We start from the raw sequence: 26,919 nt of genomic DNA, 5'->3' as shown, positions 1-26,919 counted from the left end.
CATGGCGAGCCACGCTGACACCATGACCGCCTCCGCCGAGGGGCCGGTCTTCCACCTGGAAGAGGATCATCATCCCGAGAACGGGACGATGCTCGGCTTCTGGCTCTACCTGATGAGCGACTGCCTCATCTTCGCGGTGCTGTTCGCCGTCTACGCCGTCTACGGCCGCAGCTACGCGGCGGGTCCCTCCCCGAAGGACCTGTTCGACCTGCCGCTGGTGGCGGTGAACACCTCGATGCTGCTCCTCTCCTCCATCACCTATGGCTTTGCCATGCTGGAGATGGAGAAGGACCGGCAGAAGCCGATGCAGGTCTGGCTCGCGATCACGGGCCTGTTCGGCCTCGCCTTCGTCGGGCTCGAGCTGTTCGAGTTCGCGCACTTGATCCACGAGGGCGCCGGGCCGCAGCGCAGCGCCTTCCTGTCCTCCTTCTTCACCCTGGTCAGCACCCACGGCCTGCACGTGAGCCTCGGCATCGTCTGGCTCGTGACGCTGATGATCCAGGTCACCCAGCGCGGCCTGATCCCCGAGAACAAGCGCCGTCTGATGTGCCTGTCGATGTTCTGGCACTTCCTCGACGTGATCTGGATCGGCGTGTTCACCTTCGTCTACCTGATGGGAGTGCTTCAATGAGCGCGAGCGCCGGCCACCACGCCGACGGCCACGCCCATCACCATGAGGGCGCCGCCCACGGCTCCTTCTCGGGCTACATGACCGGCTTCATCCTGTCGGTCATCCTCACCGCGATCCCGTTCTGGCTGGTGATGGCCGACGTGCTGGGCGACAACCGCCTCACCGGCCTCGTCATCATGGCCTTCGCCGTGGTGCAGGTGGTGGTTCACATGATCTACTTCCTGCACATGAACACCAAGTCCGAGGGCGGTTGGACCGTGCTCGCGCTGATCTTCACGATCACGCTGGTGGTCATCACGCTGACGGGCTCGCTGTGGGTGATGTACCACCTCAACAGCAACATGATGCCCCATGCCGGGCACGACATGATGCCCAAGCCCGGCATCCAGACGCAGATGCCCGCGGGTCAGCCGGCCCCCGCGCCGCAGCACCATCACGCGCATTGACGCGGGGCGGCGGCGTGGACGCTCCCGGATCCGGGACGGCCCGCCGCCGCTCGACCTCGACCCTCGTCCTGATCGGCCTCTCGGCCGGCCTCGTCTTCCTCGGATTCCTGGCGCTGGGCACCTGGCAGGTGCAGCGCCTCGGCTGGAAGCGGGACCTGATCGCCCGGGTCGAGGCCCGGGTGCATGCGCCCCCGGGCGCCCCGCCTGCCCGGTCCGACTGGCCCCGCCTCGGCGCGGCCGCGGACGAGTACCGGCACATACTCCTCGAAGGCCGCTTCCTCCCGCAGGCCGATACCCTGGTCCAGGCCGTGACCGAACGCGGCGGCGGCTCCTGGGTGATGACGCCCCTGCGCCTCGCCGATGGCGCCCTTGTCCTGGTCAACCGCGGCTTCGTGCCCCTCGACGCCAAGGATCCCGCCGCCTGGGCGCCTCCGGAAGGCGCCGTGACGGTCACCGGCCTGCTGCGCCTGCCCGAGCCGGGCGGCGCCTTCCTGCGGGCCAACGACCCGGCCGCCGGCCGCTGGTATTCCCGCGACGTCGCGGCCATCGCCACCGCCCGGGGCCTCCCGGAGGTCGCGCCCTATTTCGTGGATGCCGATGCGCGCGGCGACGAGGGCCTGCCGGTCGGCGGCCTGACCGTGATCGCCTTCCCGAACAACCACCTCGTCTACGCGATCACCTGGTACGCCCTCGCCCTGATGGTGGCGGCCGGCTTCGCCTACCTCCTGCGCTACGAGCGCCGGCTCCGGGCGGCCTGAAGGCCCTTCTCTCCGTTTCAAGCGCAGCCGGGGGCCACGCCTTCGACACGGCTCGGGAGCCCCGAAGGTCGATCCTCGCCTGCGGTACAAGCTCTGCAGCAAAGCGTCCGGATCAGGCGACAGAAACCCTGGCTTCCGCAAATTGTTCCGAAGATTTATTACTTTTTATCAGAAACTATGCAGATAAAATCTTGCAATTATTTTTGCATATGTTGATGCGAAGCATCGGTTTCCTTCGATGATCTAAGGCAGCTGGCTCATTCCGGCTTCCTGCATCCATTCGGCGGAGCGTTCTCATGAGAGCCCTGGTCTGGCACGGCACACAGGACATCCGCTGCGACACGGTGCCCGATCCGGAAATCAAGGAGGATCGCGACGCCATCATCAAGGTGACCGCCTGCGCGATCTGCGGCTCCGACCTGCACCTCTACGATCACGTCATGCCCGGCATGGAGAAGGGCGACGTGATGGGCCACGAATTCATGGGGGAGGTGGTCGAGACCGGACGGGGCGTGAACGGCGCCTTGAAGAAGGGCGAGCGCGTGGTGATCCCGTTCACGATCATCTGCGGCGAGTGCGACCAGTGCAAGCGCGGCTTCTTCTCGGTCTGCGAGCGCTCGAACCGCAACAAGCACATCGCGGCCAAGGTCTTCGGGCACACCACGGCCGGCCTGTTCGGCTACACCCACCTCACCGGCGGCTATGCGGGCGGGCAGGCCGAGTACGTGCGCGTGCCCTTCGCCGACCGGACGCACATCAAGGTGCCGCAGAACCTGTCGGACGAGCAGGTGCTCTTCCTCGGCGACATCCTGCCCACCGGCTGGCAGGCCGCGGTGCAGGCGGACATCCAGCCCACCGACACCGTCGCGATCTGGGGCGCCGGGCCGGTCGGTCAGATGACGGTGCGCTCCGCCATCCTGCTCGGCGCGCGCCAGGTGGTCTGCATCGACAGCGTGCCCGAGCGCCTCGCGATGGCGCAGGCCGCCGGGGCGATCACCATCGACCACACCCGGGAGAGCACGGTCGAGCGCCTCAACGAACTGACCGGCGGCAAGGGGCCGGAGAAGTGCATCGACGCCGTGGGCATGGAGGCGCATTCGCCCCGCGCCCTCGAACAGGCCTATGACCGCGTCAAGCAGGCGATGATGCTGGAGAGCGACCGCGCCACGGTGCTGCGGGAGATGATCTATGTCTGCCGCCCGGCCGGCATCCTCTCGATCCCCGGCGTCTATGGCGGCCTCGTCGACAAGCTGCCGATGGGCGCGCTGATGAACAAGGGGCTCACGATCCGCACCGGCCAGACCCACGTGAACCGCTGGACCGACGACCTCGTGAAGCGGATCGACGAGGGACAGATCGACCCCTCCTTCGTGATCACCCACCGGGTCGGCCTGGAGGAGGGCCCGGAGATGTACAAGACGTTCCGCGACAAGAAGGACGGCTGCATCAAGGTCGTGTTGCGCCCGTGACGATGCCCCCCAGCAAGGCGAGGAACGCGACGATGGCCGAGACGCGCGATCGGAACGGGCACGACCGCCTCCGCGGCGGTCCGGGGCCGCGCAGGCCGGATCCGGCGACGCGGGAGCTCGCCCGCGGCCTGGGCTGGTTCTCGCTCGGCCTCGGCCTGACCGAGATCGCCTGCGGCGACCGGCTCGCCCGCTGGCTCGGCATGCCGGCAGCGGCCCCGGTGCTGCGCGCCTACGGCGTCCGCGAGATCCTGCAGGGCGTCGGCATCCTGAGCGCGCAGGATCCGGCCCCCTGGCTCTGGGGGCGTGTGGCGGGCGACGCCCTCGACATCGCCACGGTGCTGCCGGCGCTGACCGAGCGGAACCCGCGCAGCGACAACGCGCGGATCGCCCTGGCCGCCCTCGCGGGCGTCACCGCCCTGGACATCGCCTGCGCGCGCAGGCTGTCCGAGGCGCCCCGGCAGCCGCCGGAGCGGCTGCACCGGGACTACCGCACGCGCTCGGGCTTCCCCCGGCCGGCCGGGACGATGCGGGGCGCCGCGCACGAAGCCGCCAACCCCCTCGAGATCGTCGGCCCGCAGGCGATGCGGCCGTGGGGGCGGGCGGCCGGTTGAGGGCGAGGCGGCGGGGCGCACCCGCCGCATGCGTGCCGCCTGTCCGCCAAGGGTCGTCTTCGCGGACGGGATCGGCTATCCTTGAAAGCATTCCAGCTTTCCAAGGTTTCTGTCTGATGGCGACGGCGTCCCACGACACCGCCCGGCGCGAGCCCTTTGCCCCTTCCGCGATCGAGAAGACGCCGGATTTCGAGCCGGCTCCGGTGCTGCGGCCGGCCGGGCGCACCTCCCTCGTCGGCCTGTCCCGCGAGGCCCTGAAGGCGCAGCTCATCGAGGCCGGCGTGGCCGAGCGCGAGGCGCGCATGCGCGTGAGCCAGATCTGGCATTGGCTCTACGTGCGCGGCGCCCGCGACTTCTCCGAGATGACCAATGTCGGCAAGGCGCTGAAGGCGCAGCTCGCCGAGCGCTTCACCCTGGATCGGCCGGAGATCATCACCGAGCAGGTCTCCCGCGACGGCACCCGCAAGTGGCTGCTGCGCATGGCGCCGACCGGCGCCCACGATCACAACCGCGGCGCCGAGATCGAGTGCGTCTACATTCCGGGGCCGGATCGCGGCACGCTCTGCGTGTCGAGCCAGGTCGGCTGCACGCTCACCTGCTCGTTCTGCCACACCGGCACGCAGCGCCTCGTGCGCAACCTCTCCTGCGCGGAGATCGTGTCCCAGCTCGTCGTCGCCCGCGACCAGCTCGGCGATTTCGCCGGCCAGATGCCGAGCAAGGATGCCGGCGGCACCGGCGAGGTCGGCCGGCTCGTCACCAACATCGTGTTCATGGGCATGGGCGAGCCGCTCTACAACCTGGACAACGTGATCGAGGCGGTCTCGGTGATGTCGGACCAGGAGGGGCTCGGCCTGTCCCGCCGCCGCATCACGGTCTCGACCTCCGGCGTGGTGCCGCAGATCGAGCGCCTCGGCCTGGAGGCGAACGCCATGCTCGCGATCTCGCTGCACGCCGTGCGCGACGAGCTGCGCGACGAACTGGTGCCGTTGAACCGGAAATACCCGATCGCCCAGCTGCTCGAGGCCTGCCGCGCCTATCCGGGCCTCAGCAACGCCCGCCGCATCACCTTCGAATACGTCATGCTCAAGGGCGTGAACGATTCGGACGGCGATGCCCGCGCCCTGGTGCGCCTGCTCAAGGGCATCCCGGCCAAGATCAACCTGATCCCGTTCAATCCCTGGCCCGGCTCGAAATACGAGTGCTCGGACTGGGACCGGATCGAGCGCTTCTCCGAGATCGTGTTCAACGCCGGCTACGCCTCGCCGGTGCGCACGCCGCGGGGCCGCGACATCCTAGCCGCCTGCGGCCAGCTCAAGAGCGAGACCGAGAAGCTGCGCGCCCGCGCCCGGATGATGATGGAGGAGGGCATGGGCGCCGAGGCGATCTATGCCGGCGCCGAGGACTGAGCGGCCGCCGCCGCGATGTATCTCGTCGGCCGCCTGCTGATCGGCGCCTTCGCCCTCCTGCTGGCGATCCCCTGCGGTGCCGCGGTGCTCGCCACGGGCGTCCTGCTCGACCCCGCGACGAGCGAGGCGCTGAGCCGCCTGGGCCTCGTCGGATTCTTCGGGGGCCTCAGCGACCTCGCCGAGGGCATCCCGCCGGAGGTCGCCTTCATGGCCCTGCTCGCCTTCGCGCAGGCGCTGTTCGTCCTCCTCGTCCTGCCGCCGACCCTCACCGCCATCCTCGGCGAGGCCTTCGGCCTGCGGGCCCTGGCCTGGTATGGCGGCGCGAGCGGCCTCTTCACCGCCCTCCTGCCCTGGCTCGCCCGGGGCGGCATCCGCCCGCCCTCCGGCCCGGCGGCCCTTGCCGCGGAAGGCCGCATCGCGGCCATCCTGCTCCTGGCGGGCGCGGCCTCGGGCCTCGTCTACTGGCTGGTGGCCGGGCGGGGAGCCGGGCGCAGGGCCACCCCCGCCCCCTGAGCCGCAGGTGCGTGCCGCGTCCCTCGCGACCACGGCACGAGCGACCACCCGATCCGGGCGGTCGTGAGAAGCCGCAGCCCGCCGCGCAGCCCATTCCTTCTCTGATTTCGGCACGATGCGCCCGGCCGGCGCGCCCGCGACAAAAAATTCCCCGCGGCACCAGGAATAAATCGCCACGTCATCCGTAATAGAAGGGATGGATCAATATCACGGTCTACGGCAGATCGACTTGCCCACTCAATCGATCGACAGACCACACACAATCCATTGTTGCGTTTTCGTAACATTCATCCCTGATATTTGATTTGCATGCATTATCAGCGCGCATCGCGCTCACGAATTCGCGATGATGGGGGCATCGCGGCATAGGGAATAAAATCCCCGCCGCCTGGTGCTCAGGAGTTCGCAATAATGCTGGGTCGGTTCAAACGCGCAGCGGTCGCGGTGAGCGCGCTTCTGCTCGGTTTCGGTGCGGAACAAGCGCAGGCGGCTTCGGCGGCCCAGCCGGGTCAGACCATCGGTCTTCCCACGGGTGCCCAGCTGCCGATCGGTCTCATCCTGCTCGACACGTCGAGCTTCGGCATCCGCAACACGCAGCCCAACCAGACCGAGAACAACATCAACCTGCCGGGCATCGTGTGGGTGCCGGGCGTGCACCTCTTCGGCGGCCGGCTCCACCTGATCTTCATCCAGCCGGCCGTGGTCACCAAGCCCGCCTCCGGCGCCCGCACGATGAGCGGCATCGGCGTCCCCCTCGTCGCCGCGCAGCTCGCCTGGAAGCTCACGCCGAACTTCAGCGTCTCCTATCTGCTCGGCGGCTACCTGCCGATCGACACGCAGTTCGTCATCAACCAGGGCTCGCTGCAGCAGCGCTTCGCCGCCAGCTATCTCGGCGACGGGCTCAACCTCACCGCCAACCTGCTCTACGGCACCTATTTCGATCCGACCAACGCCCAGGGCGTGACCTATCCGGACTTCCTCAACCTCGACCTGACCGCGGTGAAGAGCTTCGGCAAATGGCAGCTCGGGCCGGTCGCCTTCGGCTCGGTCGACCTGCCGGTCAACCGGCCCGGCTATCGGCGCCAGGCTCAGATCGCCGTCGGCGGCCTCGTCGGCTACAATTTCGGCGACTGGTTCCTGCAGGGCTACGTGACGCGGGACATCGTCGAGCAGAATTACGGCGGCTACGACACCCGCGGCTGGCTGCGCGGCGTCTTCTTCCTCTACAAGCAGCAGGATGCCGCATCCCCGATGACCGGCCTGCTGGTCAAGCGCTGACGCCCCGCGTCAAGGCGGGCCGCGGCGACGCGGGCCCGCCTTCCGGCAGGGGTGGGGATGGAATCGCCGCCGCGCGCTATATGCGGCGCATGGCGACCTTCCTGCGTTCCCTGGGCACGTCCCTCCTGTTTCTCGGCGCCCTCGCCGGCACGGCCCGCGCCCAGGCGGATCCGACGCCGGGCTGGTCGGGCACCGCGCCGATCCAGGCCGAGGAGGCGCGCGAACTGCCGGTGCTCGCCGCCCACGGCATGGTCTCCTCCCAGGAGGCGCGCGCCACGAAGGTCGGCGTCGAGATCCTGCGGCGGGGCGGCAACGCCGTGGATGCGGCGGTGGCGGTCGGCTTCGCCCTGGCCGTGACGCTGCCGCGGGCGGGCAATCTCGGCGGCGGCGGCTTCATGATGGTCCATCTGAAGGACCGCAACGAGACCGTGGCGATCGACTACCGCGAGACCGCCCCCGCGGCCGCGACCGAGACCATGTTCCTCGACGCCAAGGGCGAGCCCGACCGGGCCGCCTCGACCCGCACCGGCAAGGCGGTGGGGGTGCCCGGCACCGTGCGCGGGCTCGCCGAGGCGCATCGCCGCTACGGCTCGGGCAAGTTCAGCCTCGCCGACCTGATCGCGCCGGCGGAAAGGCTCGCACGCGAGGGGATCCCGGTGGAGTCGGGCCTCGCCGATTCCCTGCCCCGCGCCTCCGGGCTGCTGGGGCAATGGCCTTCGAGCCGGGCGATCTTCTTCGAGGGCGACCACGTGCTGCCGCGCGGCGCCACCCTGGTGCAGCGGGATCTCGGGCAGACCCTGGACCGGATCGCCAAAGAGGGGCCGGACGCCTTCTATACCGGACCGATCGCGGAGCGGATCGCGGCGGCCGTGCGGGAGGCCGGGGGCCTGATGACGGCCCAGGACCTCGCCGCCTACCGGCCCGAGATCCGCACACCCGTGCGCGGCACCTATCGCGGCTACGAGATCGTCTCGATGCCGCCGCCGAGCTCGGGGGGCGTCCACCTGATCGAGATCCTGAACATCCTCGAGGGCTACGACCTCGCCGCCATGGGGGCGGGCAGCGCCGCCGCGCTCCACACCCTGGCCGAGGCGATGAAGCCGGCCTATGCCGACCGCGCCGCCTGGCTCGGCGACCCCGACCGCACCAGGGTGCCGGTCGCCGGCCTGACCACGAAGGCCTATGCGGCGGAGCTGCGCGCGAAGATCGATCCGGAGCGGGCCCGGCCGGCCGAGGCGGTGAAGGCCGGCAACCCGCTGCCCTACGAGAGCGACCAGACCACGCATTTCTCGGTGGTCGATGCCGAGGGCAACGCGGTCTCGAACACCTACACCCTCAATTTCTCCTACGGGATCGGGCTCGTGGCCGAGGGCACCGGCGTGCTCCTCAACAACGAGATGGACGATTTTTCCGCCAAGCCCGGCGCGAAGAACGCCTACGGCCTCGTCGGCGGCGCGGCCAATGCCGTGGCGCCGCGGGCCCGGCCGCTCTCCTCGATGACCCCGACCTTCGTCTTCCGCGACGGCCGGCTCTTCCTGGTGACGGGCAGCCCCGGCGGCAGCCGCATCATCACCACGACCCTCCAGGTGATCGTGAACGTGATCGATTTCCGCATGAACCTCGCCCAGGCCGTGGCGGCCCCGCGCCTCCACCACCAATGGCAGCCGGACGTGCTGATGCTGGAGGAGGGCGTCTCGCCCGACACCATCGCCCTGCTGCGCCAGCGTGGGCATACGGTGAAGGTCGGCGCCCCCTCCGGCTCGGCCAATTCCGTGATGATGCAGGACGGCCTGCTCGCCGGCGCCGCCGACCCGCGCCAGCGCGGGACCCTGGCCGAGGGAGAGTGAAGGGCTCAGGCGTAAAAGGCCCAACCGCAGGTGGTCGGCCGTCAAACCGGCGCCGGGCTTGCTTGTCGACCGGGGAGGGGGGAACACACCTCCGACCGCCGAGGACGCCGACATGCAGGGACCCGGAACGCCGACGCTCGACCAGCTCACCGTCTTTCTGACCGTGGTCGAGGCGGGCAGCTTCGCCGCCGCCGGGCGCAAGCTCAACCGCGCCACCTCGGTGATCAGCTACGCGATCGCCAATCTGGAGCTGCAGCTCGGGCTGCCGCTCTTCGACCGGGAATCGACCCGCCGGCCGCAGCTCACGGAGGCCGGCCGCGCGGTGCTCGCCGAGGCGCGCACCGTCTCCCACAGTATCGGGGCACTGCGGGCCAAGGTGCGGGGCCTGCTCGGCGGCCTCGAATCCGAGGTGAGCTTCGTGGTGGAGGTGATGCTGCCCACCGCCCGGCTCGTGGACGCGCTCCAGGCCTTCCGGGAGACCTTCCCCACCGTCGACCTGCGCCTGCACGTCGAATCCCTCGGGGCGGTGACGCAATACGTCAACGAGGGCCGGGCGGTGATCGGCATCACCGGGCCGATCGAGACCGGGATCGACACGATGGAGCGCATCGCGGTCGGCTCGGTGGAGATGGTGCCGGTGGCCGCCCCCCTGCATCCCCTGGCCCAGGCCTCGGCCAACCTGCCCGGGGCGGTGCGCGACCACGTGCAGCTCGTGCTCTCGGACCGCTCGCCGCTCACGGCGGGCCGCGACTTCGCGGTGCTCGCGACCCATACCTGGCGGCTCGCGGATCTCTCCGCCAAGCACGCCCTGCTGCTCGCCGGGATCGGCTGGGGCAGCCTGCCGCTGCCGATGATCGAGGCCGACCTCGCCGCGGGCCGGCTGAAGCGCCTCGCCATCCCCGAGGCGGTGCAGCGGCGCCTCGCCTTCAGCGCGATCTACCGCACCGACACCCCGCCGGGGCCGGCGGCGAGCTGGCTGATCCGCCGCTTCGTGGAGCAGGCCGAGGAAACGGAGACGCGGGCGGCCTCCTGACGCGAGCCGCTCAGACGAGGCGCAGGGCGGGCCGGGCCGGCCGGCCGCTCTCCCGCGCCTCGGCGGCGGGCGCCTCGCTGGCGGGCTTCGGGCCGACCGCGTGGTAGCGGCGATGGGCGTAGACCAGCCCCTCGGTCTCGGTGGGCTCGGCCAGGGCCACGACCTCGCAGAACAGCACGTCGTGGGTGCCGACCGGCTCCCGCTTCACGATGCGGCAATCGAAGGCGATGAGCGCGCCTTCGAGCACCGGCGCCCCGGTCGCGAGGGCGCTCCAGCGGCCGGCGGCGAAGCGCTCGTCCATGGGCGTGCGCCCGCCGAAGGCACCGGCCACCCCCTGCTGCTCGGCCGCGAGCGTGTTGACGCAGAGCGCGTCGTTGCGGGCGACGGCCGGATAGGCGGAGGAGGCGCGGTTCACGCAGACGAGGAGGGTCGGGGGCGCGTCGCTGACGCTGCACACCGCGGAGGCGGTGAAGCCCGCCCGCCCGCCGGGGCCGTCCGTGGTGACGAGATGCACGGCGCTGGCGAGCCGCGCCATGGCCTCGCGATAGGCCCCCGCCGCGATGCCCGGCCGCGCGTCCTGCGCCATCGGATTGGTGTCGGTCATGGGCGGGCCTTTCGCGGGCGGGGTCAGGTCCGGTCGAGGAACCCGAGCAGCGTGCGGTTGAATGCCTCCGGCTGCGTCACGCTGTGGGCGTGGCCACCCTCGGGGGCAAGGTCGAGATGGGCCTTCGGAAGGCAAGCCGCGAGCCGTTCCGAGGCGGTGTAGGGCACGAGCACGTCGTCGCGGGCGGCCATCACCAGGGTCTCATGGCCGATCCGCCCGAGATCGGGTCGCGCATCGAAGCGTTCCAGGGCCGCGATCCGGGCGAACACGTTGGCCGCCCCCGGGAAATGGGCGAGGGCATGGGCCTCGTCCGCCGCCACCCGCTCGGCATGGGCCGAGAGCCAGGGCGCCGGATAGAGGAAGATCGCCTGCGCCCTCACATAGGCCTCCGGCCCGACCGCCGCGAGCAGCGCCTTGCGGGCGGCGAAGCAGCGGCGCGTCGCCGGATCCATCGCGTCCCAGCCGTTGATCACCACGATGCGGCCGACCCGCTCCGGATGGTCGAGGGCGAGCTTCAGGGCGATCAGGCCGCCGAGCGCATGGCCGACGATGTCCGCCTGCGGGATCGCGTGGGCGTCGAGCACGGCGAGGGCGTCCCGCGCCATGGCCGCGATGTCGTGGCCGGGCTCCAGGGCGCCGGGGGAGCGCCCTGTGCCGCGGTGGTCGTAGGTGAGGACCCGGAAACGCGCCGCCAGAGCCGGGATCTGCGGAGCGAAATAGCCCGCCGAGCCCCCCAGCCCCGGGGAGAGCAGGACGGCGCGCCCGCCCTCGCCCTGGATCGCGTGGTGGAGCATCAGGCCGCCTTGCCGAGATGCGCGACGGAGGCGATTTCGACCAGGGCGTCGGGCTTCACCAGCCCGCACTGGATGCAGTAGCGGGCCGGCTTCTCGCCGGGGAAGTACTCGGCATAGACGGCGTTGATCGCGCCGTAATCGGCCCAGTCCTTCAGGAAGATGTGGTTGAAGGTGACGTCGTCCATGCTGCCGCCCGCGGCCTCGACCACGCCCTTGATCGTCTCCAGCACGTGCCGGGTCTGGGCGCTCGCATCGCCCACATGAACGACATTGGCCTCGGCATCGAGGGGCAGCGTGCCCGAGACGTAGAGCACGCCGTCGGCCAGCGTGCCGGGCACGTAGGGCGCGAGCGGCTTGCCGGTGCCGGGCGGGATCACGACGGTCTTGGGCATGGGCGGGACACCTCGGGCAGAATGAACGGGGAGGAAACGGGACTATTCGGCGGCGAGGGCGGCGGCGGGCTTCAGGGCCGCCTGGAAGCTTCCCACGTCGGAGACCCAGCCGAAGAAGGTCTCGATGTTGAGGAGCGCGCCCTCCTGCAGGCTCGGCGGGCCGGCCTGATGGGTCGCGTCGGCGAGGACGATTCCGAAATATTCGAGGAAGAAGCCGTCGCGCAGGGTCGATTCCACGCAGATGGGGTGGATGGCTCCCGCTCCGACTGACGGCATCTGAGTGCCAGGATGTGGTTGCTGTCGAAGCAGCCACGCAGATGCAGGAGCCATCCCCATGGAGATCATCACCGTCGGCATCGATCTAGCCAAGAGCATCTTCCAGGTTCACGCCGTCGACGCAGCTGGGCACGTCGTCGTTCGCAAGGCTCTGAGGCGGGCGCAGGTCGTGCCGTTCTTCGCCAAGCTGCCGCGCTGCCTGGTCGGCATGGAGGCGTGCGGCACAGCGCACCATTGGGCCCGGGAACTCATGAGGCTCGGCCATGACGTGCGGCTGATGCCGCCAGCTTACGTGAAGCCGTACGTCAAGCGCGGCAAAACCGATGCGAATGATGCCGCTGCCATCTGCGAGGCGGTGACACGCCCGAGCATGCGCTTCGTGCCGGTGAAGTCGACCGAGCAGCAGGCGGCGCTGGCCCTGCACCGGACGCGCGACCTGCTGGTCAAGCAACGCACGCAGCTGGTGAACATGATCCGCGGTCTGCTCGCCGAGTTCGGGATCGAGATGGCGCGGGGCCTGCGCCATGCGCTCGAACTGGCAGCTCGGCTCTCAGCCGGAGACGCGGCCGAGGTGCCGCCCCTGGCCCAGCGCGTAGTGAATGGGCTGGCCGATCAGATCGGCGCCGTGCAGATCCAGCTCACCCGGCTGGAGAAGGAGTTGCTGGCCTGGCATCGGGACTGCGACCTGTCACAGCGCCTGGCGACGATCCCGGGTGTCGGCATCGTCTCGGCGACCGCGCTGGCCGCCTCGGTGAGCGAGCCCGAGCGCTTCCGCTCCGGTCGGCAGTTCGCGGCCTCGTTGGGTCTGACACCGCTGCAGAACTGCAGCGGCGGCAAGGAGCGCCTGGGTCGGATCTCGCGCATGGGCGACCGTTACCTGCGCCGCCTGCTCGTGGTCGGCATGACCTCTCTGATCCGGCGCGCGAAGGCGACGCCGACTTCGGTCGACCCGCGGCTGCCGGCGCTGCTGCAGCGCAAGCCGGTGCGCGTGGTGACTGTTGCGGCGGCCAATCGCACGGCGCGGGTCGCCTGGGCGATCATGACCCGCGGTGGCACCTACCGCGCACCAGCGGCCATGGCCGCCTGACAGCACGGCGAGGAGACTTTGCCAGGTTGCGAGGACGATGAGAGTTGATGGCGAACCGGTCAGACCGGGAGCCGGGACACCCCGCCGAATGTCCAGGGCGTCATAGCCCGCTAAGCAGAGTGGGACCCAGCTCGCGGATACCATCAGGGCCAGCAGTCAACATGCACGACTGCATCAACAGGCCGGACACAAGACTGCACCCGACCAACGCGCCAGAAGCTCGATTCGCCACTTGCAATGCGGGAGCCATCCACACAAGACATTCGTGGCGATGCCGGTGAAGACCAGGGTGCGGATGCCGCGGGCGCGCAGGGTGCTGTCGAGATTGGTGTTGTAGAAGCCGCTGTAGCGCGGCTTCGGCATCAGGATGTCGCCGGGCTGCGGCTTCAGCGCGTCGACCAAGGCGTAGTCCCAGCCGCCCTTGGCCAGCAGGGTGCCGGAGAGTTCCGGCCGCTTGCGCATGGTCTTGAGGGCGTTGGACTTGTGCCAGTTCGGCGAGCCGGGGCCGCCCGCCTCGACATAGGCCGGGTCCCAGCCGTTCTGGAACCAGACGATGGTGATGCCCGCCGCCCGCGCAGCCGCCACGGCCTGGGCGATCTTCTCGATCACCGGCCCCGTGGCCGAGACGTCGAAGCCGGCGAGGTCGAGATAGCCGCCCTTGGTGGCGTAGGCGTTCTGCATGTCGACCACGATCAGCGCGGTCGCGGCCGGGTCGAAGGCGATCGGCTCGGGCCGGGCCTTCAGGGTGGTGCCGCCGAAGCGGCCGGCGGGGTCGCGGTAGCCGGCGGGCGCGTCCATCACGCCACCTCCGCCAGGGCCGCGGGGGCGGACGCCGCGAGGGGGGCGACCTCCGCCGTGATGTGCCGGCGCGTCTTCATGAGCGGCTGGATCCGGGTGCCGAAGGCGTCGAGCCCCTTCAGGAAGTCGTCGAAGGTGAGCAACACGCCGCCGGTGCCGGGCACCTCGGCCACCTCGTCGAGCATGCGGGCGATGCTGGCATAGGAGCCGACCAGCGTGCCCATGTTGATGTTCACCGCGGAGGTCGGATCGGCCATCTGGCGGATATTGGTGTCGCCGCCGGATTTGGTGTCGACCGCGCCCTGCAGCCCGAGCCAGGCGATCGCCTCCTCGTCGGCGCCGGCCTTGTAATGCTCCCACTTGGCCTGGGCCGCCTCGTCGGTCTCGTCGGCGATGAGCATGAACAGGACGTAGGAGGAGACCTCCCGCCCGGTCGCGGCCTTGGCCTCCTCCAGCCGGGCCACGGTGGGGGCGAAGGCGGTCGGCGTGTTCACGCCCTTGCCGAAGCAGAAATTGTAGTCCGCGTATTTCGCGGTGAAGGCCATGCCCGCCGCGCTCTGGCCGGCGCAGATCACCTTCATCGGCACCTGCGGCTGCGGGCTCAGCCGGCAATCGTCCATCTGGAAATAGGTGCCCTTCAGGTCGCTGCGGCCGGTCTCCCAGAGCTCGCGCAGGATCTGGGCGTATTCCGACAGGTAGTCGTAGCGCTTGGCGAAGAACTCGTCCCCGGGCCAGACGCCCATCTGCGAGTATTCCGGCTTCTGCCAGCCGGTGATCAGGTTGACGCCGAAGCGGCCGTTCGAGATCGAGTCGATGGTCGCGGCCATGCGGGCCGTGATGGCCGGCGGGATGCAGAGCGTCGGCGCGGTGGCGTAGAGCTTGATCCGGCTGGTGACGGCGGCGAGCCCGGCCATCAGCGTGAAGGAATCGAGGTTGTGGTCCCAGAACTCGGTCTTGCCGCCGAAGCCGCGCAGCTTGATCATCGAGAGGGCGAAGTCGAGCCCGTAGCCTTCGGCCTTGAGCGTGACCTGCTTGTTCAGCTCGAAGGTCGGCATGTATTGCGGGGCGTTTTCCGAAATCAGCCAGCCGTTGTTGCCGATCGGGATGAAGACGCCGACGTTCAGGGACTTGGTCATGGCACCCTCGCTGCACCGGCCGCGCTGCCGAAACGGCATCGAGACCTGACGAGTTTCGAGGCCGCGCCGCTTCGGGATGGGCCGAAGACTTGCGGCGACGTCCAACGGTAGCAATTCGGACCAAATGGTCAAACTTCAAACGGCCGATTTTGACCGTTTGCACAAACTCTCCGCGCGATGCCTGCGCTTCGTGCGGGGTTTGCTTGTTCCAAGTGCGGAAATCGGGCGGGGCGGGCAGGGGAGGGGGCGAATCGGGCCGGTTAGCCGCGCGTCTTTCCTCCACCTTTGGGGGAGGTGGCCGCGAAGCGGACGGAGGGGGCCGGCACCGCAGCGGCCAGCATCAAGCGCGGCACCCACTCCCCCGCGCTGCGCGCGGTCCCCCTCGCCCAGGGGGCAAGGAAAGGCGCTCCATCCGGCACAGGTGAGATCCGCGCGTCCGGTCGCCGCTTACGGGGAGAGGGCGTCTCGGCTCACGTCAGCCCCAGCCCGGCGAGCACCATGCGCTGGGTCTGGACCACCGTGGCCTCGAAGAAATCCGGGTCGTCGAGGGTGCGGCCGGTCACGGCCTCCACCTGCGCGGCGAAGTCGGCATAGTGCTGGGTGATCGCCCAGATCGCGAAGACGAGGTGGTAGGGGTCGTGGGCGGCGATGCGCTTCTGCGCGATCCAGCCGCGCAGCACCGCGGCCTTGGCCTCCACCAGGGCCCGCAACGGCCCGGCGAGCTCCGCCCGCAGCAGGGAGGCGCCCTGCACGACCTCCAGGCAGAACAGCCGCGAGGCCTGGGGCGCGTCCCGGGAGAGGGTGATCTTGGTGCGGATGTAGCTCTTCAGGGCCTCCGCCGGCTCGCTGTCGGCATCGAGCGCCTGGAGCGGGTCGAGCCAGACGGTCAGCACCCGGCGCAGCACCGCGACGTAGAGCTCTTCCTTGGACGGGAAATAGTAGAGCAGGTTGGTCTTGGAGAGGCCGGCCCGCTCGGCGATCTGGTCCAGGCTCGCCCCGTGCAGGCCGACGGTGGAGAACACCTCGAGCCCGGCATCGAGGATCGCCTCCCGCCGGGCCTCCCCGTCCTTCCGCCTGCGCCGCGTCCCTGCTGCTGCGGCCACGCCGCCCTCCCCCTGCGCGCCGGCTTCGGCCGGCGTCAGGGGGTCCTAGCTCATTTTCCTCGAGCGGGGCGAGCGCCTATTCGAGGCCGCCCACCGCGCTCTCCACCGCCGCGAGGATCGCCCCCGAGCGCAGGAGCGCGAGGGCGTCGACCATCTCGGTGTGGTACCAGCGGTCGCCCGACAGGGAGGGCGCGATCACCGCGCGCACCGCGTCGAGGGCGGCCTGCGTGCCCGTGCCGATCGGGTGCTCCCCCGCCAGCTCGCCGACCAGGGTGAGGGCCTGGGCCGCCATCAGGATCTCGCCGGCGACGATGGCCTGGGCGTTCTGCACCACCGTGCGGGCCTTGCGCGCGCACCAGGTCGAGTTCGAGACATGGTCCTCGGCGTTGGACTTGCCGGGGATCGAATCGACCGAGCCCGGCATCGACAGCGTGCGGTTCTCCATGACCAGGGCCGACATCGAGCATTGCACCGTGGCGTAGCCGGTGTTGAGCCCCTTCTTGCCGGCGAGCAGGTTGCGCGGCAGGCCGTAGCTCATGGTCGGGTCGATCAGGCGGGCGAGGCGGCGCTCGGAGATGGAGCCGAGATCCGTCGTGGCGATGGCGAGCAGGTCCATGGCCTGAGCCACGTAGGCGCCGTGGAAATGGCCGCCGGAGATGCAGGTGTAGCCCCCGGTGCCGTCGGCGAAGATCAGCGGGTTGTCGGTGGCCGAATTGATCTCCGTGCCGATGATCCCGTCGATGTAGCGGAGCGCTTCGCGCACCGGTCCGTGCACCTGGGGCGCGCAGCGCAGGGAATAGACATCCTGAACGCGCGGAGGCGGCACCTGGCCGGGCTGGCGGCTCTCCTCCGGATAGACCGTGAGCCGGGCGGCCTCCGAGCAGCGCTGCGAGTCGCCGATGAGCTTGAGCACGTTGCGGGCGCTCGCCGCCTGGCCCTGGTGGGGCCTCGCCGCATGCACCCGCGGGTCGAAGGCGGCCTTCTCCGCGCGCAGGCATTCGAGCGTGAGCGCCAGGGCGATGTCGGCATGCTTGAGCAGGCTCTTGGCGTCCTCCAGGGCGAGCACGCCGACCGCCAGGGACACGGTGGAGCCGTTGATGAGGGCGGAGGCATCCTTGGCCTCCAGCGCGAAATCCGGCGGCAGGCCGGCCTTCTCCAGAGCCTGCCGGGCCGGCATGCGCGCACCCTTGTAGAAGGCCTCGGCCTCCGTGAAGCCGCAGACGGCGCCGGCGAGATGGGCAAGCGGCGCGAGGTCGCCCGAGGCGCCGACCGAGCCCTTCTGCGGGATCACCGGCACGATGCCGGCATTGAGGCAGGCGAGCAGCCGCTCGACCACGGCCACGCGGGGGCCGGAATAGTTCGAGGCGAAGGCGTTGGCGCGCAGCAGCATGGTGGCGCGCACCACGTCCGTGTCGAAGGGCTCGCCGACGCCGGTGGCGTGGGCATAGACGGTGAGGCGCTGATAGGCCTCCATCTCCGCCATGTGCACCCGCTGGTCCTTGAACAGGCCGACGCCGGTGTTGAAGGCGTACATCAGCGGCGCGTCGTCGTTCATGAAGTTCGCGTCGATATAGGCCCGGGCCGCCTCGAGCTCCCGGCGCGCGCCCGCATCCAGCGCGGCCTCGGCATAGGCGCCCGCGGCGTCGGGACGGGCCACGGCGAGGACGCCCGTCGCGTCCAGGGTGCGCCCGTCGATGGTGGTGGTGCTCGTCACGGCTTGCTCCGGCTTTTCTTCGAGGTCCGTCGGGACCCGGCGGGCCTTTCCCGCCCGGCCGGCCCGCCCGGCCTCCGGGAGGCCGGGAGCAGGAAGCGGGCCGCTTGGGCCGGCTGCATACGCCAGGCGGCTCCGGTTCGCATGCGTCTTGCGCTCCGGCGGGGACTGCCCAAAGAAGGGCCGTTTCCCGTCCGCGAGGCGTCCATCTCCCCGTCAGATCCCTCCCGCGCGGCTCCGGCGCGCCAGCGCTCGCAGGGGCAGGTCGGCCTGAGCGTCGGCCTCGCCGGCGGGGCGAGCCGCATCCGCGACCTCGCCGAGAGCGGGCCCTCGCGCCTGCGCTTCCCGAAGGTCGCGGGCGGGGCGCCGGAGGCCGTCCTCGTCAACACGGCCGGCGGCATCGCCTGCGGCGACCGCTTCACCGTCTCGGCCGAGGTGGGGGAGGGGGCAGCGCTCGTCTTCACCACCACGGCGGCGGAGAAGATCTACCGCTCGGACGGCCCGGTGAGCCGGATCGAGAACCATCTGCGCGTGGGGGCGGGGGGCCGGATCGACTGGCTGCCGCAGGAGACCATCCTCTACGACCAGGCGCGGCTCGCCCGCCGCTTCGAGGCCGATCTCGGGGCGGGCGCCGCGCTGCTGGCCTGCGAGATCCTGGTGCTGGGGCGCGCCGCCCGGGGCGAGACCGTCGCGCAGGGCCTCGTCGAGGACCAGTGGCGGATCCGGCGGCAGGGGCGCCTCGCCTATGCGGATTCCCTGCGCCTGGAGGGCGAGCTGCACGCGCTGATGCGCCGGCCGGCGATCGGCGGCGGCGCCCGGGCGCTCGCCACGCTGATCGATCTCGCGCCCGGCGCCGAGGCCCGCCTCGACGAGGCGCGGGCCCTCCTCGACGATCCGGCGGTGGAGGCGGGGGCGAGCGCCTGGAACGGGCATCTCGCCCTGCGCCTGCTCGCCGCCGACGCCGATGCCCTGCGCCGGCTCTGCGCCCGCTTCCTCACCGCCTGGCGCGGGGCGCCGCTGCCGCGGGTCTGGCAGAGCTGAGCCCCGCCCCTCCGCACGATCCTCGCGCGAACATCGCTTGATCTTGGGCCGCGCATGATCCTTGCTGGCGCCGACCCCGATCCGCGCCCCACCGGAACGAGACGCCCGTGCTCCTGACCCCCCGCGAGAAAGACAAGCTCCTCATCGCCATGGCCGCGCAGGTGGCCCGCAACCGGCTCGGCCGGGGCGTGAAGCTCAACCACCCGGAGGCGGTGGCGCTGATCACCGACTTCGTGGTCGAGGGCGCCCGCGACGGCCGCTCCGTGGCCGAGCTGATGCAGGCCGGCGCCACCGTGCTCGACGCCTCCCAGGTGATGGAGGGGGTGGCCGAGATGATCCACGACATCCAGGTCGAGGCGACCTTCCCCGACGGCACCAAGCTCGTCACCGTCCATCACCCGATCCGGGGCGCGGCCTCCGCGGACGTGCCCGGCACGGTGACGACGCAGCCCGGCGAGATCGTGTTCAACGCGGATGCCGAGCGCACGGTGATCGCGGTGGCCAATACCGGCGACCGGCCGATCCAGGTCGGCTCGCACTACCATTTCTACGAGGTCAATCCGGGCCTCGTGTTCGAGCGTGCACAGGCCCGCGGCAAGCGCCTCGACATCGCGCCCGGCACCGCCGTGCGCTTCGAGCCCGGCGCGACCCGGGAGGTGACCCTGGTGCCGCTCTCGGGCGGGCGCACGGTCTACGGCTTCCGCGGCGACGTGATGGGGCGCCTCTGAGATGTCCAACACCCCCAAGCCCGCCAGCCTGCCCCGGGCGGCCTATGCCGACATGTTCGGCCCCACCACCGGCGACCGGATCCGCCTCGCCGATACCTGCCTGGAGATCGAGATCGAGCGCGACCTCACCACCTACGGCGAGGAGGTGAAGTTCGGCGGCGGCAAGGTCATCCGCGACGGCATGGGCCAGAGCCAGGCCACCAACGCGCAAGGGGCGGTCGACACCGTCATCACCAACGCGGTGGTGCTCGACCATTGGGGCATCGTGAAATGCGATGTCGGCCTCGTCCGCGGCCGCATCGCGAAGCTCGGCAAGGCCGGCAACCCGGACGTGCAGCCGAATGTCGACATCGTGGTCGGCCCGGGCACGGAGGTGATCGCCGGCGAGGGCAAGATCCTCACCGCCGGGGGCTTCGACAGCCACATCCACTTCATCTGCCCGCAGCAGATCGAGGAGGCGCTCTGCTCCGGCGTCACCACCATGCTCGGCGGCGGCACCGGCCCGGCCCACGGCACCTTCGCCACCACCTGCACCCCCGGCCCCTGGCACATCGCCCGGATGATCGAGGCGGCCGACGCCTTCCCGATGAACCTCGCCTTCGCCGGCAAGGGCAACGCCTCGGTGCCGGGCGCGCTGGAGGAGATGATCCGGGCGGGGGCCTGCGCGCTCAAGCTTCACGAGGATTGGGGCACGACGCCGGCCGCGATCGATGCCTGCCTGTCGGTGGCGGATGCGCACGACATCCAGGTCATGATCCACACCGACACGCTCAACGAATCGGGCTTCGTCGAGGACACGATCGCCGCCTTCAAGGGCCGCACCATCCACGCCTTCCACACGGAAGGGGCGGGGGGCGGGCACGCGCCGGACATCATCAAGGTGGCGGGCCTGCCCAACGTGCTGCCCTCCTCGACCAACCCGACCCGGCCCTTCACCAAGAACACCATCGACGAGCATCTCGACATGCTGATGGTGTGCCACCACCTCGACCCGTCGATCCCGGAAGACCTCGCCTTCGCCGAGAGCCGCATCCGCAAGGAGACGATCGCCGCCGAGGACATCCTGCACGACATCGGCGCGCTCTCGATGATGTCCTCGGACAGCCAGGCCATGGGCCGGGTCGGCGAGGTCATCATCCGCACCTGGCAGACCGCCGACAAGATGAAGCGCCAGCGGGGGAGCCTGCCCGGCGACGCCTCGGGCAACGACAACCTGCGGGCCCGCCGCTACGTCGCCAAGTACACGATCAACCCGGCCATCGCGCACGGGGTCTCCAGGCACATCGGCTCGGTGGAGCCGGGCAAGCTCGCCGACCTCGTGCTGTGGAGCCCGGCCTTCTTCGGGGTGAAGCCGGACCTCGTGCTCAAGGGCGGCGCCATCGCCACGGCGCCGATGGGCGATCCCAACGCCTCGATCCCGACGCCCCAGCCGGTGCATTACCGCCCGATGTTCGGCAGCTTCGGCCGGGTCCCCTTCGCCACGGCGCTCACCTTCGTGTCGAAGGCGGCGATCGAGGACGGCCTGCGCGAGCGCCTGGGCGTATCCAAGGAGTTCGTCGCGGTGGAGAACGTCCGCGGCGGCATCTCGAAGAAGAGCCTCATCCTCAACGACGCCACCCCGGTGATCGAGGTCGATCCCGAGACCTACGACGTCCGCGCCGACGGAGAGCTTCTAGTGTGCGAGCCCGCCGAGGTTCTGCCGATGGCGCAGCGGTATTTCCTGTTCTGAGGTAGGATCGGGCGCGATGACGGGAGGCCCCGCATGACCAAGGCCGCGCTGAAGCCGCCACCGGCGGCCGATCTCTACGGGACGGATTTCCATGCCTGGACCCAGGCCCAGGCCGCCTTGTTGCGCGCGCGACGGTTCGACGAACTCGATCTCGGCAACCTGATCGAAGAGGTGGCGAGCGTGGGGGCCAGCGAGAAGCGCGAGATCGAGAGTCGGCTCGATATCCTCCTGGCGCACCTTCTCACGTGGGCCTATCAGCCCGGTGCCCGGACGAGCTCCTGGCAGGCGACCCTGCGCGAGCAACGCATGCGGATCGGCCGGATCCTGAAATCGAGCCCCAGCCTGAAAAAATATCCGGCCGAGGTCTTTTCGGAGAGCTATCTCGCCGGCCGGCTCGAGGCGGCCCGGGAGACGGGGATCGACTTCAGCCTCTTCCCGGAACAGCCTCCCTTCACGGTCGAGCAGGCGCTCGATCCGGATTTCCTGCCGAAGGAGCCCGGTCTCCTCGATCCGTCCCGGATTCCATGATCCGCGCCACCCGCGTCATCCGCCGCGACGCCCTTACCGGCGGCGAGATCGTCGACCGCATCGTGCTCGATTCCGGCGACCGCCACCGCCGCCGCATGGCGATGCAGGCGGTGGGCGGCACGCGCTTCCTGCTCGATCTGCCGGAGGCGGCCGTGCTCGAGGACGGCGACGCCCTCGCCCTGGAGGATGGCCGCCTCGTCTGGGTCGAGGCGGCCTCGGAACGGCTCCTGGAGATCCGCGCCGCCAGCCCGCTCGCCCTCAAGCGGCTGATCTGGCACATCGGCAACCGGCACATCCCCGCCGAGATCGGGGAGGAGGCGGTCTTCATCGGCTTCGACCACGTGCTCGCCGAGATGGTGCGGGGCCTCGGCGGAAGCGCCGAGCCGGTGACGCGTCCGTTCCGCCCGGAAGGCGGCGCCTATGCCGGCGGGCACGGGCATGCCCATGGGCACGCCCACGAGCATGGCGACGGCCACGGGCACGGGCACGATCGTCACCACGGGCACCCTCACCACCATGGTTGAGGCGGGCACGGCCGAGGCGGGGATGGAGGCGCTCCGGCTGATGGCCTGGCTGTCGCCGACCTATCCGGTCGGGGCCTTCGCCTATTCGCACGGTCTCGAATGGGCGGTGGAGACCGGCGACATCCGGGACGAGGCGAGCCTGTCGGAGTGGCTCGGCGACGTGCTGGAGCGGGGCGCGGGGCGCAACGACATGATCCTCTGCGGCGCCGCTCACCGGGCCTGCGGGCAGGAGGCGGCGCTGGCCGCGCTCAACGACCTCGCCCTGGCCCTGGCACCCTCGCGGGAACTGCATCTGGAGACGAGCCAGCAGGGCCGCAGCTTCCTCGACGCCACCCTCGCCGCCTGGCCCTGCCCGGCGCTCGCCCGGGCCGCGGCGGCGCTGCCCGGCCCCGTCGCCTACCCGGTCGCGGTCGGGGCGGCGGCGGGCGCCCACGGCATGGGCCGGGGCGCCACCGTCTCCGCCTACGGCCTCGCCTTCGTGCAGAACCTCGTCTCGGCGGCCCTGCGCGTCGCCCCCATCGGCCAGAGCGCCGGCACCCGCCTCATCGCCGGCCTGAGCCCCCGCGTGGCGGCGCTCGCCGCCACGACCGACGATCTCGGCTCCGAGGATCTCGGGGCGGCGACCCTGCGCGTCGATCTCGGCTCCTTCCGGCACGAGACGCAGTATTCCCGCATCTTCCGCTCCTGAGGACACCGCAATGGCATCCGCACACGGCCCCCTCCGCGTCGGCATCGGCGGCCCCGTCGGCTCCGGCAAGACCGCGCTGATGGAGCAGCTCTGCAAGCGCTTCCGCGACACCTACGAGATCTGCGCCATCACCAACGACATCTACACGAAGGAGGATGCCCGCCTCCTCACCGTGGCCGGCGCCCTGCCGGAGGAGCGCATCATGGGCGTCGAGACCGGCGGCTGCCCGCACACCGCGATCCGCGAGGATGCTTCGATCAACCTCGCCGCGGTGGCGGAGATGCGCCGCCGCTTTCCGAAGCTCGACCTCGTGCTGATCGAATCGGGCGGCGACAACCTCGCCGCGACCTTCTCGCCGGAGCTCGCCGACATCACGCTCTACGTCATCGACGTGGCGGGCGGGGAAAGATCCCGCGCAAGGGCGGCCCGGGCATCACCCGCTCGGACCTGCTCATCGTCAACAAGACCGACCTCGCGCCCCTGGTCGGCGCCGATCTCGCGGTGATGGAAGCCGACACGCAGCGCATGCGCGGCACGCGGCCCTACGTGTTCTCCTCCCTGCGGGAGGGCCGGGGGCCGATGCCATCGCGCGCTTCGTGGTCGAGGCCGGCGGCCTGGCCTGAGGCCACCGGGCCCGCTTCCGGGCTCTCCCCGCGCGGCGCGGGGAGAGCCGGATCGTCAGGCCGCCTCGAACAGCGGCACCAGCTCCATCGCCGGCACGGTGACGAGGCCCTTGTCGGTGATGCGGATCTCCGGGATCACCGAGAGCGGGATCAGGTTGAAGCCCATATAGGGGATGGCGCAGCCGGCCTCCGCCCAGGCCGCCTTCACGGCCCGCAACTCGTCGGCGACGACGCCGACCCGCTTGTCGGACATCAGCCCGGCGATGGGCAGCGGCACCATGGCGACGACCGCCCCGTCCGCCACCACGCAGACCCCGCCCTGGGCGGCGCGCAGGGCCTCCAGCGCCACCCGCATGTCGGCCTCGTTCAGGCCCGCCACGATGATGTTGTGGGAATCGTGCCCGACGCTGCTCGCCACGGCCCCGCGCTTCAGGCCGAAGGCCCGGAGCAGGCCATGGGCGACCTTGCCGTGGAAGCCGTGCCGCTCGATCACCGCCACGTGGCAGAGATCGTTGGCGGCGAGGGTCGCGGCCCAGTCCGCCCCGGGGTGAGGGCGAGGCGCTCGTGCTTGAGCTCGATGCCCGGCAGCACCGTGCGGATCGCGTTCACGCGGCAGGGCCCCTCCGGCAGGGGCGGCACCAGGGCGGGCAGGGGATCGGGCAGGCGCACGGTGGCATAGGCCGGGGCGGGATAGCGGTAGGGCTTCTCCAGGGCCTCCTCCAGCCGCGGGGTGGGCTTGCGGCCCTCCACCACCAGCTCGCCGCCATACCAGGTCGCCTGGGGCACGGATCGTCGTCGAGGAGCACGAGATCGGCCCGGCGCCCGCCGCCGAGGCCGCCGATCTCGCCGTCGAGATGGAAGCGCGTCGCCGGGTGGAGCGAGCCCATCGACCAGGCGGCGGCCTTCGGGATGCCGTGCTCGACCGCCTGGCGCACCACCCAGTCGAGGCCGTGGTCGAGGAGGTCGTCCGCGTCGCGGTCGTCGGTGCAGGCGCAGACCCGCTTCCAGGCCGCGCCGTAATCCGTCACCGTGCCGATCGCCTTGGGCAGGGAATGCCAGGGCGTGGCCGGGGCCGCCGCGCAGGAAGATCCAGAGGCCGGCCTCGAGCAGGTCGTCGGCGATGTCGCGGTCGATCGCCTCGTGCGTGTCGGTGACGCCGCTCGCCGCGTAAGCGGCCACGAAGTCGCGCCCGTAGATGTGGCCCGAGACCGGCCGGCCCCGCTCCAGGGCCGCGGCGATGATGGCATGCGCCCGCGGGTCGCCCATGGCCACCGCCACGAAATCCATCTTCTCGCCCAGCGCCAGGGCCTCCGGCCACGTGTCGAACAGGGCCGCGATCTTCTCCGGCGTCAGGTCGCCGCCGGCGGTCTCGAGCTCCGGGGTGGTGGCGGGCACGGTGCTCGGCACGGTGAGGTAGATGTTGAGGGCGCCACCCTCGCATCCTCGAGCATCCACTCGACGCCATTGGCGTCGAGCACGTTGCCGATCTCGTGGCTGTCGCAGAACACCGTGGTGGTGCCGTTGATGAGCGCCGCCTCCGCATAGGCGCAGGCGGTGATCATGCTGCTCTCGATATGCAGGTGCGGGTCGACGAGGCCCGGGGCGATCAGGCCGCCGGCGGCGTCGTAGCGGGGGCGCTGCCCCGGTAGCTGCCGGCGGGCTTCAGGGCGGCGATGCGCCCGCCCGCGATCCAGAGCTCCCGGTCGGGCAGGATGCGCTCGAATAGGTCGAGAGGACCCGGGCGCCGGTGATCACCAGATCCGCCTCGGAGCGGGCTCCGGCGACATCGGCGAGCCGCCTCGTCAGCCTGTGCCTGGGGGAAACGGCGAAACGGTTGAGCGGGCTGTCCGTCATCAGAGCCTTGGCCTTCCTCGACACGCCACCCCCGCACACATCATGCCACCCCACGACAACATCTCAGGCGGGAGGGTTGAAGAGATCTCCGTCAGAAGGAACCTCGGCCCAAAGGACCACGATCACCGCCGGATGCGAAGGCTCGCCCCGACGCACTACGGCGCAGCCGTTCCGCATATGAAGCCGAACGGCCGGCCCCATGGCAGGTGGCGAACCAGATCTGCAATTCGGCATTAGCATGGCCTTGCAAATCCCGAACGAAGGACTTAGACACCCGGCTCACCGGCGGCCAACACAGCCGCCGCAGGCGCCCGTAGCTCAGCTGGATAGAGCACCAGACTACGAATCTGGGGGTCAGAGGTTCGAATCCTTTCGGGCGCGCCATTCATTCTCCAAGCCATTGTCTGGCTGGAATTTCTGCTAAAATCAGTACCTTGGGCCGCCGCCGGTCATGCAATCGGGCGGTGCAAACGGGCCATGGCGCTGATGTCATATCTCTCTCGTGATCGGCTTGGCACGTACTACTTCCGCAGGGTGATCCCGGCGGAGCTGCGCCCCTTCATGCCGGCGCCGTGGACCGGAAAGGCGAACTGGAAGCAGAGCCTCAGGACCAAGGAACCGGCTGCCGCCAAAAAGCCGGCTCCAGGATGCTGCGCGACTGCATGGCGGACTTCGAGCAGGCCGAGCGGACGAAGCGAGGGGAGATCCCTACAGCCTCGACCCGACGTGCTGCCACGATGCCCCTGCCTGAGGAGATTGAGGCGGACGTGCTGGCGGAGCTGTTGGCTGCCGATGACACCGAGCGATCGGACGGGGATGCTCGCAGACAGCTCCAGACTGCCGCCGAGCGTTCGCAGTGGCCCGACCTGATGCCGGTTGCCTTCGCCCGGCGCGGGATGGCTGAGGACCACCACCACGTCTACGGCGGGGAGTTGGAGGAACTGGCGGCGGACTACCGCAAGGCTCTCTCCCGATCCGATCCCGGCATCGTTGACGCTGAGACCCGCAACCTCCTGCGGCGAAAACAAGCACCGATAGACCCGACCTCCGAGGCCTACCATGAGGCGTCCTTGGCGGTCCTGCGGGCCCACGTGAAGGCCTACGGGCTGATGCTCGCTTGGCAGTAGGGTAAGGTGGTCTCTACCCCGCCGCCCAGCTCACAGCGCGGCCCAACCATCACAGAGGCCTACGAGGCTTGAAAGGCAGGCAGCGGCGCACGGGACAGCCGCAAGCCCAGCGGGCGGACCTTGCTCGAAGCCGAACGCTCTGTGCGCCTTCTCAGGGAGTGGCACGGAGACATCCGCCTGGGCG

General features: G+C 70.4%; 24 protein-coding genes, 1 tRNA gene and 5 pseudogenes. 21 read left to right on the top strand and 9 right to left on the bottom strand.

Features of this window, described 5'->3' with window-relative positions:
* Position 1 precedes the first annotated feature (1 nt).
* From cyoC to MMB17_RS22345, 10 genes are all read left to right on the top strand, one after another.
* A complete protein-coding gene (gene cyoC / locus MMB17_RS22390) occupies positions 2-631 on the top strand; it encodes a cytochrome o ubiquinol oxidase subunit III (RefSeq protein ID WP_241100321.1) in 630 nt (209 codons plus the stop codon).
* Positions 628-1,077, top strand: coding sequence for a cytochrome o ubiquinol oxidase subunit IV (cyoD, locus tag MMB17_RS22385; RefSeq protein ID WP_238313601.1), 450 nt, complete (start codon positions 628-630; stop codon positions 1,075-1,077). Before cyoC ends, cyoD begins: the two co-directional genes overlap by 4 nt.
* A gap of 14 nt (positions 1,078-1,091) precedes the next feature.
* On the top strand, positions 1,092-1,835 hold the full coding sequence (locus tag MMB17_RS22380; RefSeq protein ID WP_276518049.1) for an SURF1 family protein: 744 nt from the start codon (positions 1,092-1,094) through the stop codon (positions 1,833-1,835).
* A gap of 296 nt (positions 1,836-2,131) precedes the next feature.
* Positions 2,132-3,304 (top strand): zinc-dependent alcohol dehydrogenase, encoded by a 1,173-nt coding sequence (locus tag MMB17_RS22375; RefSeq protein ID WP_238313603.1) that lies wholly within the window; start codon positions 2,132-2,134, stop codon positions 3,302-3,304.
* Between the two features lie 32 nt (positions 3,305-3,336).
* Positions 3,337-3,915 (top strand): cyclase dehydrase, encoded by a 579-nt coding sequence (locus MMB17_RS22370; RefSeq protein ID WP_241100320.1) that lies wholly within the window; start codon positions 3,337-3,339, stop codon positions 3,913-3,915.
* Positions 3,916-4,031: 116 nt separating this feature from the next.
* Complete coding sequence (gene rlmN, locus MMB17_RS22365; RefSeq protein WP_241100319.1) at positions 4,032-5,321, top strand: dual-specificity RNA methyltransferase RlmN; 1,290 nt, start codon at positions 4,032-4,034, stop codon at positions 5,319-5,321.
* A gap of 15 nt (positions 5,322-5,336) precedes the next feature.
* A complete protein-coding gene (locus MMB17_RS22360; protein WP_241100318.1) occupies positions 5,337-5,834 on the top strand; it encodes a hypothetical protein in 498 nt (165 codons plus the stop codon).
* A 411-nt stretch (positions 5,835-6,245) separates the two neighbouring features.
* A complete protein-coding gene (locus MMB17_RS22355) occupies positions 6,246-7,112 on the top strand; it encodes a transporter (RefSeq protein ID WP_238313612.1) in 867 nt (288 codons plus the stop codon).
* Between the two features lie 89 nt (positions 7,113-7,201).
* Positions 7,202-8,959 carry a gamma-glutamyltransferase gene (gene ggt, locus MMB17_RS22350; protein ID WP_238313614.1) on the top strand — a complete coding sequence of 586 codons (1,758 nt, stop codon included), beginning with the start codon at positions 7,202-7,204 and terminating at the stop codon, positions 8,957-8,959.
* Positions 8,960-9,071: 112 nt separating this feature from the next.
* The gene (locus MMB17_RS22345) at positions 9,072-9,992 is read left to right on the top strand and encodes a LysR family transcriptional regulator (RefSeq protein ID WP_238313616.1); all 921 of its coding nucleotides are present in this window, start codon (positions 9,072-9,074) and stop codon (positions 9,990-9,992) included.
* Positions 9,993-10,002: 10 nt separating this feature from the next.
* On the opposite strand, the gene MMB17_RS22340 is transcribed toward MMB17_RS22345, so the two are convergent.
* The 4 genes and pseudogenes from MMB17_RS22340 to MMB17_RS22325 form a co-directional block, all read right to left on the bottom strand.
* On the bottom strand, positions 10,003-10,596 hold the full coding sequence (locus tag MMB17_RS22340; RefSeq protein WP_241100317.1) for a flavin reductase: 594 nt from the start codon (positions 10,594-10,596) through the stop codon (positions 10,003-10,005).
* A gap of 23 nt (positions 10,597-10,619) precedes the next feature.
* Positions 10,620-11,390, bottom strand: coding sequence for a pyrimidine utilization protein D (gene rutD, locus MMB17_RS22335; RefSeq protein WP_241100316.1), 771 nt, complete (start codon positions 11,388-11,390; stop codon positions 10,620-10,622).
* Positions 11,390-11,782, bottom strand: a complete 393-nt coding sequence (gene rutC, locus MMB17_RS22330) for a pyrimidine utilization protein C (protein ID WP_241100315.1) — start codon at positions 11,780-11,782, stop codon at positions 11,390-11,392. The genes rutD and rutC overlap by 1 nt, the downstream gene beginning before the upstream one ends.
* A 42-nt stretch (positions 11,783-11,824) precedes the next feature.
* Positions 11,825-12,025: pseudogene (locus MMB17_RS22325) on the bottom strand (isochorismatase family protein); the annotation flags it as partial.
* Positions 12,026-12,116: 91 nt separating this feature from the next.
* Here MMB17_RS22325 and MMB17_RS22320 point away from each other — a divergent pair.
* On the top strand, positions 12,117-13,145 hold the full coding sequence (locus tag MMB17_RS22320) for an IS110-like element ISMmg2 family transposase (RefSeq protein ID WP_009867220.1): 1,029 nt from the start codon (positions 12,117-12,119) through the stop codon (positions 13,143-13,145).
* A 258-nt stretch (positions 13,146-13,403) separates the two neighbouring features.
* On the opposite strand, the pseudogene MMB17_RS22315 reads toward MMB17_RS22320, so the two are convergent.
* From MMB17_RS22315 to MMB17_RS22300, 4 genes and pseudogenes are all read right to left on the bottom strand, one after another.
* Positions 13,404-13,943, bottom strand: a pseudogene (locus MMB17_RS22315) (isochorismatase family protein); the annotation flags it as partial.
* Complete coding sequence (rutA, locus tag MMB17_RS22310; protein ID WP_238313659.1) at positions 13,943-15,067, bottom strand: pyrimidine utilization protein A; 1,125 nt, start codon at positions 15,065-15,067, stop codon at positions 13,943-13,945. The gene rutA and the pseudogene MMB17_RS22315, both read right to left, overlap by 1 nt.
* Before the next feature lie 482 nt (positions 15,068-15,549).
* The gene (gene rutR, locus MMB17_RS22305) at positions 15,550-16,182 is read right to left on the bottom strand and encodes an HTH-type transcriptional regulator RutR (RefSeq protein ID WP_241100314.1); all 633 of its coding nucleotides are present in this window, start codon (positions 16,180-16,182) and stop codon (positions 15,550-15,552) included.
* A 76-nt stretch (positions 16,183-16,258) separates the two neighbouring features.
* Positions 16,259-17,896, bottom strand: coding sequence for an HAL/PAL/TAL family ammonia-lyase (locus tag MMB17_RS22300; RefSeq protein ID WP_238313628.1), 1,638 nt, complete (start codon positions 17,894-17,896; stop codon positions 16,259-16,261).
* 141 nt (positions 17,897-18,037) lie between these two features.
* Here MMB17_RS22300 and MMB17_RS22295 point away from each other — a divergent pair, with 141 nt between their 5' ends.
* The 7 genes and pseudogenes from MMB17_RS22295 to ureG all read left to right on the top strand — a co-directional run bounded on the left by MMB17_RS22295 (position 18,038) and on the right by ureG (position 23,754).
* Positions 18,038-18,934 carry an urease accessory protein UreD gene (locus MMB17_RS22295; RefSeq protein ID WP_238313630.1) on the top strand — a complete coding sequence of 299 codons (897 nt, stop codon included), beginning with the start codon at positions 18,038-18,040 and terminating at the stop codon, positions 18,932-18,934.
* A 107-nt stretch (positions 18,935-19,041) separates the two neighbouring features.
* A complete protein-coding gene (locus MMB17_RS22290; RefSeq protein ID WP_238313632.1) occupies positions 19,042-19,662 on the top strand; it encodes an urease subunit gamma in 621 nt (206 codons plus the stop codon).
* A gap of 1 nt (position 19,663) precedes the next feature.
* On the top strand, positions 19,664-21,391 hold the full coding sequence (gene ureC / locus MMB17_RS22285) for an urease subunit alpha (protein ID WP_241100313.1): 1,728 nt from the start codon (positions 19,664-19,666) through the stop codon (positions 21,389-21,391).
* A 33-nt stretch (positions 21,392-21,424) separates the two neighbouring features.
* Positions 21,425-21,919, top strand: a complete 495-nt coding sequence (locus tag MMB17_RS22280; protein WP_241100312.1) for a DUF29 domain-containing protein — start codon at positions 21,425-21,427, stop codon at positions 21,917-21,919.
* On the top strand, positions 21,916-22,443 hold the full coding sequence (locus MMB17_RS22275) for an urease accessory protein UreE (RefSeq protein ID WP_241100311.1): 528 nt from the start codon (positions 21,916-21,918) through the stop codon (positions 22,441-22,443). Before MMB17_RS22280 ends, MMB17_RS22275 begins: the two co-directional genes overlap by 4 nt.
* Positions 22,382-23,131 (top strand): urease accessory protein UreF, encoded by a 750-nt coding sequence (locus MMB17_RS22270; RefSeq protein ID WP_420847296.1) that lies wholly within the window; start codon positions 22,382-22,384, stop codon positions 23,129-23,131. Before MMB17_RS22275 ends, MMB17_RS22270 begins: the two co-directional genes overlap by 62 nt.
* A gap of 10 nt (positions 23,132-23,141) precedes the next feature.
* Positions 23,142-23,754: pseudogene (gene ureG / locus MMB17_RS22265) on the top strand (urease accessory protein UreG).
* 55 nt (positions 23,755-23,809) lie between these two features.
* Here the strand turns inward: ureG and MMB17_RS22260 are convergent.
* Positions 23,810-25,608, bottom strand: a pseudogene (locus tag MMB17_RS22260) (adenine deaminase C-terminal domain-containing protein).
* Positions 25,609-25,915: 307 nt separating this feature from the next.
* Between MMB17_RS22260 and MMB17_RS22255 the strand changes: the two are divergent.
* The 3 genes and pseudogenes from MMB17_RS22255 to MMB17_RS22250 all read left to right on the top strand — a co-directional run bounded on the left by MMB17_RS22255 (position 25,916) and on the right by MMB17_RS22250 (position 26,735).
* Positions 25,916-25,992: transfer RNA gene (locus tag MMB17_RS22255), tRNA-Arg, on the top strand.
* A 93-nt stretch (positions 25,993-26,085) separates the two neighbouring features.
* Positions 26,086-26,190: pseudogene (locus tag MMB17_RS25455) on the top strand (hypothetical protein); the annotation flags it as partial.
* An 80-nt stretch (positions 26,191-26,270) separates the two neighbouring features.
* The gene (locus tag MMB17_RS22250; protein WP_241100310.1) at positions 26,271-26,735 is read left to right on the top strand and encodes a hypothetical protein; all 465 of its coding nucleotides are present in this window, start codon (positions 26,271-26,273) and stop codon (positions 26,733-26,735) included.
* Positions 26,736-26,919 lie beyond the last annotated feature (184 nt).

Source organism: Methylobacterium organophilum, assembly GCF_022533465.1.
Taxonomy (GTDB): Bacteria; Pseudomonadota; Alphaproteobacteria; order Rhizobiales; family Beijerinckiaceae; genus Methylobacterium; species Methylobacterium organophilum.
Note: the sequence above shows the minus strand (reverse complement) of the source record. Positions and strands in the feature narration are given on the sequence as shown.

Excerpts from the sequence above, each read along its gene's own strand:
- cyoC (WP_241100321.1), top strand. The coding sequence starts at position 2 with ATGGCGAGCCACGCTGACACCATGACCGCCTCCGCCGAGGGGCCGGTC.
- cyoD (WP_238313601.1), top strand. The coding sequence starts at position 628 with ATGAGCGCGAGCGCCGGCCACCACGCCGACGGCCACGCCCATCACCAT.
- MMB17_RS22375 (WP_238313603.1), top strand. The coding sequence starts at position 2,132 with ATGAGAGCCCTGGTCTGGCACGGCACACAGGACATCCGCTGCGACACG.
- MMB17_RS22370 (WP_241100320.1), top strand. The coding sequence starts at position 3,337 with ATGGCCGAGACGCGCGATCGGAACGGGCACGACCGCCTCCGCGGCGGT.
- rlmN (WP_241100319.1), top strand. The coding sequence starts at position 4,032 with ATGGCGACGGCGTCCCACGACACCGCCCGGCGCGAGCCCTTTGCCCCT.
- MMB17_RS22360 (WP_241100318.1), top strand. The coding sequence starts at position 5,337 with ATGTATCTCGTCGGCCGCCTGCTGATCGGCGCCTTCGCCCTCCTGCTG.
- MMB17_RS22355 (WP_238313612.1), top strand. The coding sequence starts at position 6,246 with ATGCTGGGTCGGTTCAAACGCGCAGCGGTCGCGGTGAGCGCGCTTCTG.
- ggt (WP_238313614.1), top strand. The coding sequence starts at position 7,202 with ATGGCGACCTTCCTGCGTTCCCTGGGCACGTCCCTCCTGTTTCTCGGC.
- MMB17_RS22345 (WP_238313616.1), top strand. The coding sequence starts at position 9,072 with ATGCAGGGACCCGGAACGCCGACGCTCGACCAGCTCACCGTCTTTCTG.
- MMB17_RS22340 (WP_241100317.1), bottom strand. The coding sequence starts at position 10,596 with ATGACCGACACCAATCCGATGGCGCAGGACGCGCGGCCGGGCATCGCG.
- rutD (WP_241100316.1), bottom strand. The coding sequence starts at position 11,390 with ATGCTCCACCACGCGATCCAGGGCGAGGGCGGGCGCGCCGTCCTGCTC.
- rutC (WP_241100315.1), bottom strand. The coding sequence starts at position 11,782 with ATGCCCAAGACCGTCGTGATCCCGCCCGGCACCGGCAAGCCGCTCGCG.
- MMB17_RS22320 (WP_009867220.1), top strand. The coding sequence starts at position 12,117 with ATGGAGATCATCACCGTCGGCATCGATCTAGCCAAGAGCATCTTCCAG.
- MMB17_RS22295 (WP_238313630.1), top strand. The coding sequence starts at position 18,038 with ATGCGTCTTGCGCTCCGGCGGGGACTGCCCAAAGAAGGGCCGTTTCCC.
- ureC (WP_241100313.1), top strand. The coding sequence starts at position 19,664 with ATGTCCAACACCCCCAAGCCCGCCAGCCTGCCCCGGGCGGCCTATGCC.
- MMB17_RS22280 (WP_241100312.1), top strand. The coding sequence starts at position 21,425 with ATGACCAAGGCCGCGCTGAAGCCGCCACCGGCGGCCGATCTCTACGGG.
- MMB17_RS22275 (WP_241100311.1), top strand. The coding sequence starts at position 21,916 with ATGATCCGCGCCACCCGCGTCATCCGCCGCGACGCCCTTACCGGCGGC.
- MMB17_RS22270 (WP_420847296.1), top strand. The coding sequence starts at position 22,382 with ATGGCGACGGCCACGGGCACGGGCACGATCGTCACCACGGGCACCCTC.
- MMB17_RS22250 (WP_241100310.1), top strand. The coding sequence starts at position 26,271 with ATGGCGGACTTCGAGCAGGCCGAGCGGACGAAGCGAGGGGAGATCCCT.